The sequence below is a fragment of the Longimicrobium sp. genome (genome assembly GCF_036387355.1).
In the GTDB taxonomy this organism is placed as follows: Bacteria; Gemmatimonadota; Gemmatimonadetes; order Longimicrobiales; family Longimicrobiaceae; genus Longimicrobium.
On record NZ_DASVTX010000489.1, the window covers coordinates 1 to 10255 of the forward strand.

The 10255-nt window shown below is 66.8% G+C and carries 9 protein-coding genes; 4 read left to right on the forward strand and 5 right to left on the reverse strand.

All coding sequences use genetic code 11. The features are described from left to right. Nucleotides 1-148: 148 nt before the first annotated feature. Together VF665_RS20930 and VF665_RS20935 are read right to left on the reverse strand one after the other, a co-directional pair. Nucleotides 149-1342, reverse strand: a complete 1194-nt coding sequence (locus VF665_RS20930; RefSeq protein ID WP_331055411.1) for a hypothetical protein — start codon at nt 1340-1342, stop codon at nt 149-151. 118 nt (nt 1343-1460) lie between these two features. Beyond that, nucleotides 1461-2585: an NUDIX domain-containing protein gene (locus VF665_RS20935; protein WP_331055412.1), complete on the reverse strand. Its 1125-nt coding sequence runs from the start codon at nt 2583-2585 to the stop codon at nt 1461-1463. Nucleotides 2586-2814: 229 nt separating this feature from the next. On the opposite strand from VF665_RS20935, the gene VF665_RS20940 reads away from it, so the two are divergent. Continuing rightward, entirely contained in the window at nt 2815-3747 is a 933-nt protein-coding gene (locus VF665_RS20940; RefSeq protein ID WP_331055413.1) for an HNH endonuclease, read from the forward strand. Here the strand turns inward: VF665_RS20940 and VF665_RS20945 are convergent. Further along, on the reverse strand, nt 3744-4982 hold the full coding sequence (locus VF665_RS20945; protein ID WP_331055414.1) for a DNA cytosine methyltransferase: 1239 nt from the start codon (nt 4980-4982) through the stop codon (nt 3744-3746). The genes VF665_RS20940 and VF665_RS20945 overlap by 4 nt on opposite strands. A 310-nt stretch (nt 4983-5292) precedes the next feature. On the opposite strand from VF665_RS20945, the gene VF665_RS20950 reads away from it, so the two are divergent. The 3 genes from VF665_RS20950 (at nt 5293) to VF665_RS20960 (ending at nt 6698) form a co-directional block, all read left to right on the forward strand. Beyond that, the gene (locus tag VF665_RS20950; RefSeq protein ID WP_331055415.1) at nt 5293-5691 is read left to right on the forward strand and encodes a YciI family protein; all 399 of its coding nucleotides are present in this window, start codon (nt 5293-5295) and stop codon (nt 5689-5691) included. 143 nt (nt 5692-5834) lie between these two features. Next, on the forward strand, nt 5835-6266 hold the full coding sequence (locus tag VF665_RS20955) for a YciI family protein (protein ID WP_331055416.1): 432 nt from the start codon (nt 5835-5837) through the stop codon (nt 6264-6266). 27 nt (nt 6267-6293) lie between these two features. Further along, nucleotides 6294-6698, forward strand: a complete 405-nt coding sequence (locus VF665_RS20960) for a VOC family protein (RefSeq protein ID WP_331055417.1) — start codon at nt 6294-6296, stop codon at nt 6696-6698. Between the two features lie 92 nt (nt 6699-6790). Here VF665_RS20960 and VF665_RS20965 read toward each other — a convergent pair whose 3' ends face one another. Further along, complete coding sequence (locus VF665_RS20965; RefSeq protein WP_331055418.1) at nt 6791-9412, reverse strand: DUF5916 domain-containing protein; 2622 nt, start codon at nt 9410-9412, stop codon at nt 6791-6793. Nucleotides 9413-9658: 246 nt separating this feature from the next. Then, the coding region (locus VF665_RS20970; protein ID WP_331055419.1) for a hypothetical protein at nt 9659-10255 on the reverse strand (597 nt) is incomplete at its 5' end.

The following is a 10255-nucleotide window of genomic DNA, read 5'->3' on the forward strand; positions in this document are numbered from 1 at the left end:
AGTCATGCGAACCCGGGTGGGGGCCGCCCTGAACCCCGCCGTCACGCACCGATTCATCCGCCAACGCATGCAGGTAAAGTCCCCCGTCCGTTCGGGGGGACTTTCCGCCGTTGTTGCGGCGACTTCAGTGGCTCAGCCGCCCGGCAGCCTACCACCGCACCCGCACCATCCGCGGGTTCTCGCGGAACGTGCGCCCCACCTTGCCCTCCGCCCGCCCATCCACCCGCACCAGGTCCGCCGTGTAGTCGAATTCGGTGAGCAGGCCGGAGTCGCCGCGGCTGTGGCCCAGCAGGCTGCTCCCCACGCCGTAGGCGGAGACGGGGACGCCTTCTTTTTCGAACGACGCGATCTTGTCCGGCGTAAACCCGCCGCTGACGACGATTCCCACGTAGCCGAACCCCTCCGCGTCCAGCGCCGCGCGCAGTTTGCGCACGAGATACGCATTCACGCCCGTCAGCTTGGCGCGGCCCCACACCTCCGGATCGCCGATGAGCGAGGCATCGATCAGGCGCTCGCTGGTATCCACGCGCACGCCCGTCAGCACGTGGTCGCCGAACTCCGCGCGGACGGCGCGCGCCACGGCCAGCGAGGTGTTCACTGAATCGTTCTGGTAATCCACCAGCGACATCACCTGCACCTGCGGCTCCTCGTCGCGCAGGTAGCGGGTGAAGGCGAGCGTGGCCTGCACCGTGTCGCCGCCGAACGCCGCGATCATCGCGTGCGGCATGGTGCCCACCCCCCGCGCGCCCCACCACGCGCCCGCCGCGTCGCTGGACACGCTCTCCGCCCCGCCCACCACGGCCGCGTAGCCGTCCGGCGTCTGCACGCGCCAGTCGTCGTGCCGCGGCGCCATGAAGATGATGGGCTTGCCCCCCGCCGCGCTCACCACGCGCCGCGTGTTGCTGGCCACGAGCGAGCGCCGCGCCAGCACGCCCAGCAGCGGCGTTTCCAGGTGCGCGAATCCGCCGTACTTGCCGGTGACGTGCATCACCGGCTCCCAGTCGTCTTCCCCGCCCTGGTTGATCTCGTCGCCCTCCAGCAGCGTGTCGACTTCGAGTTCGGTGAAGTCGTAGCCGGGCGCCAGCTGCGTCTGCAGCAGCCGCAGCGCTTCGTACACGCCCGCCAGCACGCCCTTGCGCTTGGCGAACACCTGCATGGTCACCACGGGGTCGCGTCCGGCATGGCGCAGCGTGTTGGCCGTGCGGACGAAGTAGCGGTCCGAGAGCCATCCGGTGGCGATGCGCGGATCGAACTGAAAGACGTCAGCGGCAAAGCGCTGCAGGCCCTCGTGCAGCATCTGCGCGCGGTCGCCGGCGGCGTTCGGCGTGGGGGTGAAGGACATCGGGATCCCGGTCAGTAGAAGGAAGCGCCGGCACTCGCCTGCCCGGCACGCGATGTTCTCATAACGAGAATAATCCTGCCGCATGCCGTCGTCAAGCCGCGCCGCCGGTGGGCGCGCTTCACCGGCCGCCGGCGAGCGGAAGCCATGGGAAGCGGATGGAGTTTTCCAGCCGGGCGCGGGTGCTCTCGGGGAGAAAGCAGTAGATCTCAGGCGCCACCCCCGGCCCGCGCCCCTCGCGCTGCCGCGTGCGGCCGGTCTTGCCCACGAGGCGCGGCGCGCGCGTTTCGCCCGTGCCCTGCTGCGCGACGGCGCGCCGAAAGTTGGCGCGGTGCAGCGGACGCCCGGCGATGGCTTCGCAGGCGGCTTGCAGCTCGTCCAGCGTGAGCTCGGGCCCGGTGAGCGCCATGAGTGCGGCGGGAAGGTACTTGATCTTGCCGCGCAGGCGGCCCAGCGCATCCGCCAGGATGTGGCGGTGGTCGAAGGCCATTTCCCGCCCGAAGCGCGCATCTTCGTCCCGCGGCTCGGAGCGGCCCCACAGGTCGCGGCGGGCCTCGGGCACCAGGCCGGACTCCATCAGCAGGGCAAAGCGATCCGCGGTGCGCTCCTCGTTCCACTCGTCGCGGCCAAAGGCGTCCGCCACGCGGCGGACGCGCTCCGGCGGGCCCTCGGCGGCCCAGACGTCCAGCACCTCTTCCGCGTGGTGCGCGGCGGTGCGGCCCTCGCGCACGTCCTCCCACGGCAGGTGCGAGTACACGTCCACCCAGCGCGCGTCGCTCGCGTCGTCCGCGTGCGCGGGCTCGTCGCCCTCCGCGCGGCGCACGAGCATCAGGTACGCGTTGGTCGTGACGCGCGCGCCGCGGGCGATCCACTCGCCGGTCTTGTCGTCGCGGTAGCCGGCGAACTGGCGGGGATCGCGGCCGTTGCGGCTGTAGCTGGCCAGTGCCTCCACGAACTCGGGCGCGGCCACGCCGGTTTCCTCGCGCAACTCGCGGATGGCGGTCTGCAGCGAGTCGTCGTCTTCCATCCACTCCATGAAGCCGCCGGGCCACGCGTCCAGCCCCGCGAACGGGTCCTTGCCGCGGACGACGAGCAGCGCGTGGAGCGCGCACTCGTTCCCATTCCACGCCAGCGAGAGCGCCACCGCGTCGCCGGTAACGCCGTGCGGCGGATAGTCGCCCGCGTTGTAGCGGACGGCCCAGTCGGGAACGGGCTCGGGGATGCTGACGGGGGTTGTGGCGCTCACGATCCTCTCCGAATGGCGCGGGTCCGGCACGGCGACATTCTCATTGCGAGAATTACGCCGGGCGAGAAGAAGTCCCTAGCAGATCCTAAACATCTACCATTAACGTAGAGTTGATTGCGCCGGGTAACAGTCTATTATAAAATCCCGTCACCCTCCTTGATTGATCTGCTCAAATCGCCCTTCCAACGATATGTCGCGTCGAAGCAACTTGGTAAACCGAATTGCCGAAATGGCGGGTCCGGGTGCGGTGTCCGTGCGCGACAGCCGTGATGGGTGGCCAGGACTGGTGGATGTGCAACTCGGGACCGCTGTCCTGAGGGTAGCCTTACATGTTGGACCGATTGGCCTCAGTCATCGCAATCGGGACACTGTAGAACGGCGTTTTCAGAATCCGGCTGGTGGAAAGCCCGTGACTGACCTTGGGGGTTCCTTGCCAGTACTCCTGGGCTTATGGGAGGAAGGAACTCGCCCGGTTTTCGCAGTTCTGGACGCGCGCCCTCGGCTAGGAAGAACAACCCGGCAGTCCCTGTTCATCCCTCTCTGGCAATTGGAAGAGGCCGCTCGTACGGGTTGGGCGGAACATCACAACGCAAATGGCGAACTGGTACTCGCGTTTCATCCGGTGCTATTGCCCAGTTATTTGGAGATTTTGCGAGCTGATGCCTATATCCCTGCGGAGCAGATTTCAGCTGCCGTAGATGCCGCAGGATTGAACACTCCGGTAGATGAATCGCTGGAACAACGGGCGCGGCGTGCAGCGACCCACCTGGTCCGGAATGCTGCGTTCAGCCGGAGAGTGCTATCAGCATACAACGGCTTGTGTGCGCTGTGCGGACTCAACTTCGGTTTAGTTCAAGGCGCGCACATCTACCCTGCGCATGCGCTAGGATCGCCGGATACTACTGCAAACGGCATCGCACTGTGCGGCAACCACCACGCTGCGTTCGACCGCCATCTAATCTGGATCGATCCGGGAACAAGGCGTGTGGTTCTCCATCCAGAACTACACGCCCGCAGAGCAGTTTCGATCGGATCTGCGCAATTCGTCGACTCAACGTTCTCCACCCTGGCGGAGCCAAATCTTCGAGAAGATCGTCCTCGATCCGAGATGTTTGTTCGCCGTTATGGCTTGCACCCCGACAAATACAACTGGGGCAACTAGACAGCCGTTTTTGCCCGGGCAGCTGCCCCATAGCCTTTGCCCGTACCGGGGTGAGGAGCGTGCGTTGCGACGAGATTCAAATACCTTTCTGGTACGGGCACAACAGGCTCCTCTGGCGGGACGGCTACTCTTCGAAGAGGGATTAGTCGGATCCCGGCGTTCTGAGGAAAGGGGTTGCCGAGAAACTGGTTGCGAATCGCACGGCCAAGTATCTCCGCCATCGCGCACGGAACGGCGTTGCCCAACTGCTTACGGATCGAGGATTGACTCCCGATGATCCGGTATCCGTCCGGGAAGGTCTGCAGACGCATCAATTCAGTACTCGAAAGGCGCCGGTTCTTCCAATGGAAGGGGCCGATCGCGGAGCCGGGTTGTGCCGTAATCGTCCATGATGGGCGACGCTTGGCCAGCTTCAACAAGAAGCTCCAATAACGCCGTCGCCAACCAAAGAGTGGCAGACCCTCACCACGATCTGTATGGTAGAGGTAGTTTTGGCCCTCCGGAATACTAGGCAGTAGTTCAGCCCACTTTCCCCGGACGCGGAGTTCCGGACTCTCATCGTTCTCTAGATCACCTATTGCATCCCATGCCGTGAGAGCAGGTTCGCGGAGCAGATCAAGGGGCAGTTCCGTTCCATCGAACGCACCGAAAGATCTGTGCGTGGGCTCAGGAAAGTGAAACAGGCGACCGTCTCGGTCACCAATAACGAACACCCGCTGGCGCTCTTGCGGGATTCCGTAATCGGCCGTGTTGATGGAAAATACTTGAGGTTCGTAACGCGTACCAGTCCTGCGATTGATCGCCTCGACAGTTGACCTGAGGAGCGCCAAACCTTCGTCTTTATCCTTGAAGCCGATTCCAGGAACATTCTCCAACAGGAACACTTGAGGCATTAAGTCTCGGAGCACGCGCAGGTACTGGTCGAGCGTGGAAGCACGGGGGTCATCCAACCGGCGCGCATCACCCTTCGCCCAATATCCCGACTTGCTGAACGGCTGGCAGGGCGGTCCCCCGGCAAGCAGATCAACCTCACCTTCGCCCAAATGCCCAGACGTCAGCAGATCCTGACTAGGAATCAGATGAATGTCCTGGTCCAGAACCGTCCAATCCCGGTTCGCTCGCAAGGTCGCTACGGCATCGGGTTCAAATTCTACTGCCACTCGCGTCTGGAAACCGGCCGCTTCCAAACCGAGGTCGATGCCGCCTGCCCCGGAGTACAGACTGATCACGTTCATCGCCAGCAAGCCCCTGTGGCCGAGTTACCGTCACAACCAAGTGCTGAATATACAGGGTGCCCTACCTTCGAGGGGAGACTTGACACTCGGTTCACTCAGCGACCGCACTCAGATATAACGCCATGTGCTTGCTTTACAACCGCTTACAACAACACAGAAACGCAGCGCGGTGTCGGCTTCCTTCCATTTTCCGCCTCGCGTGAGATCTACGCCTCTCCACTGGATTCGCGCTTCGCTGACTCGTCGTTTCCACCGTGTTCTCTTATGTTGTCGCTCGCGATCAATCCGTCCCCTTCCGTAGACCATCCACATGCGATTCACGATTCTGTTCAAGAACGACCAGGACTCGGAGGTGGACGTGCCTCCGTGCATGGACCTGGATGAGATGGGCCGCTTTCTGGACCAGCTGGGCCGCGACGGCGTGCTGCTGGGCTACGAGGGGCTGCAGCCCAGCGCGTTGGGCGCGCGCGTCTACCTTAAGGGCGGCAAGGCGGGCGTGGTGGATGGCCCCTTCACGGAAGCCAAGGAACTGATCGCCGGGTTCGCGCTGGTGAACCTGCCCAGCAAGCAGGCCGCGGTGGAACTCGCCGAGCAGTTCCTGCGCATCGCAGGGCAGGGCGCGGCCGAGGTGCGGCAGGCGTTCGAGCCCGCGCAGAAGGCGGCGGAGGTGCAGGCCGGAGCGGGCGCGGCGGTGGCGCAAGGCGGGTGATCGGGACGCGGCCCGGCATCCGGATCACGGGCCGTGTCGAATTCGCGATGCGTCATTCGACGCAGGGTCAGAAGGGCGATGCGAGTCGCCCGTCACGCCCGGAGCGCACGCCCGGCACCCACTCCAGCCAGAGAGCAGAACCGATGCGATTCATGATCATCCGCAAGGCGGACGTCGACAGCGAAGCGGGCCTCATGCCCAGCCACGAACTGCTGAACGCGATGACGCAGTACAACCAGCGCATGGCCGACGCCGGCATCATCGTGGGCGGCGAGGGGCTGCACCCCAGTTCGCGCGGCGCCCGCATCAGCTTCAGCGGCGGCAAGCCGACCGTCACCCAGGGGCCGTTCGCGGGGGCCGGGGAGATGATCGCCGGCTTCACCCTCATCGAGGTAAAGTCGCGCGACGAAGCGCTGGAGTGGGTGCGGCAGTGGCCGGTGGAAGACGCGAACGGCAACGCGCAGCTGGAGCTGCGGCAGGTGTTCACGGCGGATGACTTTGGCGAGGCGTTCACGCCGGAACTGCGCGCGCAGGAAGACGCCATGCGCGACGAGATCGCCGTCCGGGCGCACTGAAGCATCCTCTCACAAGGCGAGAATCCAGTGAAGCTCAGCGTTTATCTGAACTACGCCGGCACCTGCGAAGCGGCGTTCCGCTTCTACGAGCAGCACCTGGGCGGCAGGATCACCAGTATGATGCGGCACAGTGAACTGCCGCAGAGCGGGGTTCCGGAAGAGTTCAGGAACGGCATCCTGCACGCCCGCATCGAGATCGGCGGCATGTTGCTCATGGGCTCGGACATCCCCAGCGCCCAACCCGTCCGTAGCGCGTACCTGAGCCTGGCGGTGGACAGCGCCGAAGAAGCGGAACGCCTCTACACCCTGCTTGCCGAAGACGGCGAGGTCTTCATGGCCATCCACGAAACCTTCTTCGCCTCCCGCTTCGCCCAGCTGCGGGACCGGTTCGGCACCTCGTGGCAGCTCATGCACGAGCGCCCGCGGGCCTGACCCTCCGCGGAACGCGCGCCTGACCGCCATCTACAGAACGCCCCGGCTCCTCTCGCGAGAAGCCGGGGCGTTTGCCATCCACCAGAAACCGCTCAGGGGTTCAGCCAGTAGCTGACTTTGATGAGGAACACGTTGTCCGGCGCGGCGCCGAACAGCTCGTCCCCGTCGCGGCCCAGGTCAAAGTCGCCGTACGGCTGGGCGCTGCTGCGGTTCTGCTGCCACGCCAGGTACATGGTGGAGCCGGGCCGCCACTCCCAGCGCAGCACCGCGTTGCCCCGCAGGCTGCGGAAGTTGAAGTCCGGCTGCGGCACGGGGAACGAGAGCGCGCCCGTGCCCGTGCCGTTGGGGTAGATGCGCCCGTCCACCACCTGCCCCACGTCCCTGCCGTACACGCGGAAGTTGAACGTGCGCGGCCGGTCCAGCTCCTTGATCTCGCCGAAGTCGCCGCTGGCGATGAACGGCTGCGCGTACACCTGCAGCGACAGCGCGGGGGTAAAGGTGTAGTTCAGGCGCGTCTCCAGCGCCACCGTGGTCTGGTCCAGCGAGGCGAACAGGTAGCGCGCGCCGAACGTTTCCGTCTTGAGCGGATCCGTGACGCGCCCCAGGTACTGCGCCACGGAGTGCGACCAGCCCAGCGAGGGCGCCAGCGACACCTCCCAGTGCGGCGCCGGGCGCAGCAGCACGCCGCCGGAAATGTTCATCCCGTCGCCACCTGCGTCGGTGCGCTCGTAGTACCCGTTGAACTCGCCGATCACCTTCTTGCGCGGGTCCGTCGAGATTCCGCCGTTGATGGAAAACAGCCCGGGCCGACGCGCCGCCGGGCCGCCGCGCGTCAGGCGGTCGTCGTACGTGCCCGGGAGCGAGAACGTCGTGTTGGCGTACGCGCTCCAGTAGTTCAGCAGCTGGATGGAGCCGCCGTTGAAGAGGCGGTTGGAAACGTTTTCGCCGTCGTAGTTGTGCTCCACCAGAAACTGCCCGTACGCGGAGTAGCGGCGCAGCACCCTGCCCGGCCGCGACTCGTTGTAGCTGCCGCCCACCTCGGCGTCGATGCGGTCTGCGCGGCGCTGAAAGCCCAGGTCGCTCACCTCGTACCCCGGGCTGATGGTGTTCAGCCGGGCGTTGGCGCTCCACAGCCGCCCCATCCGCCGGTTGACCTGAATGGCCCCCGCCAAGCCGGAGAGCGACGTCAGCGACGAATCCAGCGCCAGGTGATGCGCGTCCGGCCGGCCGAAGTAGTGGTAGGGCAGCTGCTGGGTGGAGACGAGCGCGCCCTCCTCGCCGCGGACGTGGCTCCCCGCCAGAAAGCCGCTCAGCGTCCAGCTGCGCCGGTCCCACTGGTGAAACAGGTCCACCCCGGCCGAGTAGGCGGACGAGCGCAGCGCGCCGGACAGCGCGTCCGAGTCCAGATTGCGGTTCACCGCGCCCACGAATCCGCCCAGCGCCGTCTGCCCGGCGCGCGTCTCGCGCCGGGCGCGGCCCACGAAGAAGTTGGTGAGCGGCTCGGCCGTCACCGTGCCGTTCTCCCCGTCATCCAGGCGAAAGCGGGCCGTCTCGCGCCGCGTCACCGCGTTCAGCGCGCCCACGGACCATCCGCTCTGCGTGCGGCCGGAAAGCTTTACGGCGCCCAGGATGCGCGTGTTGGTGGGCACGTCGCGCTCGGCGTAGGGCGGCGCCAGCGTGGGCTGCCGGCCGATGCGGCGCGAGTAGAAGGCCAGGTTGGTGCCGTCCCCGCCGAAGCGGAAGATCTCCGATCCCTCCACAAAGAAGGGGCGGCGCTCCTCAAATTGCGTCTCGAACGCCGTCAGGTTCACCACGGCCGGGTCTACCTCCACCTGCCCGAAGTCCGGGTTCACGGTGGCGTCCAGCGTCATGTTGCTGGTGAGGCGGTACTTGAGGTCCACCCCCACGTTCATGCCGTACTCGCGGTCGTCGCGGAACGGGTTGGCCCCGCGGTCCACGTTCTCCGCGCGCGACACGGCGTAGGGCAGCACCTCCAGCCGCTTGCCCGTGGGGATGCGCTCCAGCCCCGCCAGGTGCCCGAAGCGCGGAATTCCCCCGGGCTGGTCGCGCGGCGTGAACGACCACACGGAGAACTCCTGGTTGCGGGCGATCTGCCGCTCCACCTGCAGCCCCCACGTCTGCACCGGCGCCGCGCTGAAGCGGAGCTGGCTGAAGGGGATGCGCATCTCCGCCGTCCACCCGCTGTCGCTCACCGCCGTGTGCGCCTCCCACACCGGGTCCCACGAATCGTCCTCGCCGTCGCCGGAGCGCGTCTGGTCGCGCCGCACCCCGGACGGGTTCACCTCAAAGCCCACGGCCGTGCGGTGGTCGTGGTTGCTGTCCAGAATGACGGTCAGCCAGTCCGACGCCGACATGGCCATGTCGCGCCGGCCCAGGCGCGAGCGCACGGGCTGCCGGTCGTACAGCCGCGCGCCGATGTACAGCGCCTGGTCGTCGTACAGCACGCGGATCTCGGTACGTTCCGTGGCGGGCTGCCCCTCGGCCGGGTCCAGCTGCCGGAACTCGGTGATGGGCGTGGCCTGGGCCCAGGCGGCGTCGTCCAGCGCGCCGTCCACGCGAATGGACTGCGTGGTGCGGCGGGCGGCGGCCTGGGGCACCTCGGGGGCGGCGGCGCGCGGAGCGGCCGCGGGCTGCTGCGCGCGTGCGGGCGAGGCCGCGACCGCCAGCACGATTCCCAACGCGAGCTTGTTCATACGGAGAGCGGAGCGGGAGGAAGACGATGGGAGGCTGACCTTGGATGCGCGTCGCGGCCAAAAGGTTTGCACGGATGCGCCAGGGTCCGGTGCCTGGGGCCGGCCGTCGCTCGTGCAGCCACATTTGCCGCAGCACCTCTGACTATCGAGGGTGCGAACAAGATCCGGAATCCGCGCATGAAACTCCAGAGAGGAATCCGGATGGATGAAGATCGGGGCCGTCCCGAAGGCGCGAGCGTTGGTTCATCACCGGGGGGCCGGACGTCTCGGGCCCGGGTCCGGCTCCGCGATCGCAGCGGCGGTGTTCATCGACTCGAACCCGGCCGCTTCCACGCCGGGGAACCCATTGAGGAGGTCCATCGCCCGCAACAGCGGGCCGGCGGTGCCATCATCTGGCAGGCGCACGTAGTACTCGCCATCCCCGTCCGGCAGGCGGTACCCCCCGATCACCCGCCCACCAACGGCATCCACCGCTGCCTGTCGCCGCGCCCGCGGGGTGTTCGGCGCGAACAGGATGGTGACGATGTTGCGAACGTAGGTGCCGGAAAGCCCCGACAGATTCGTGGACACGTTGGCGGCGGCGTAGACAGAATTCGGGATGCTGTCCGGCGCGCTCGCCGGGACGTTCTGTGGCGGGAGCGGCGGCGCGACCACCGCCAGCCGCACGACCGCACTGTCCGCCACGCCGGGAAGCCGGATACGAACCGGGCGGGCGGCGGAGGTGTCTCCCGGCGCGAGCACCGAATCAAAGGCGATGGAGGGCTCGCCCTCCTGCATCACGCGCACGCCGGCCCCGTCCGGCCCCGCGGGAGAGCCGACCGCCACGGGCAGGTGATTCAGCAG

Excerpts from the sequence above, each read along its gene's own strand:
- VF665_RS20930 (WP_331055411.1), bottom strand. The coding sequence starts at position 1,342 with ATGTCCTTCACCCCCACGCCGAACGCCGCCGGCGACCGCGCGCAGATG.
- VF665_RS20940 (WP_331055413.1), top strand. The coding sequence starts at position 2,815 with ATGGCGGGTCCGGGTGCGGTGTCCGTGCGCGACAGCCGTGATGGGTGG.
- VF665_RS20945 (WP_331055414.1), bottom strand. The coding sequence starts at position 4,982 with ATGAACGTGATCAGTCTGTACTCCGGGGCAGGCGGCATCGACCTCGGT.
- VF665_RS20950 (WP_331055415.1), top strand. The coding sequence starts at position 5,293 with ATGCGATTCACGATTCTGTTCAAGAACGACCAGGACTCGGAGGTGGAC.
- VF665_RS20955 (WP_331055416.1), top strand. The coding sequence starts at position 5,835 with ATGCGATTCATGATCATCCGCAAGGCGGACGTCGACAGCGAAGCGGGC.
- VF665_RS20965 (WP_331055418.1), bottom strand. The coding sequence starts at position 9,412 with ATGAACAAGCTCGCGTTGGGAATCGTGCTGGCGGTCGCGGCCTCGCCC.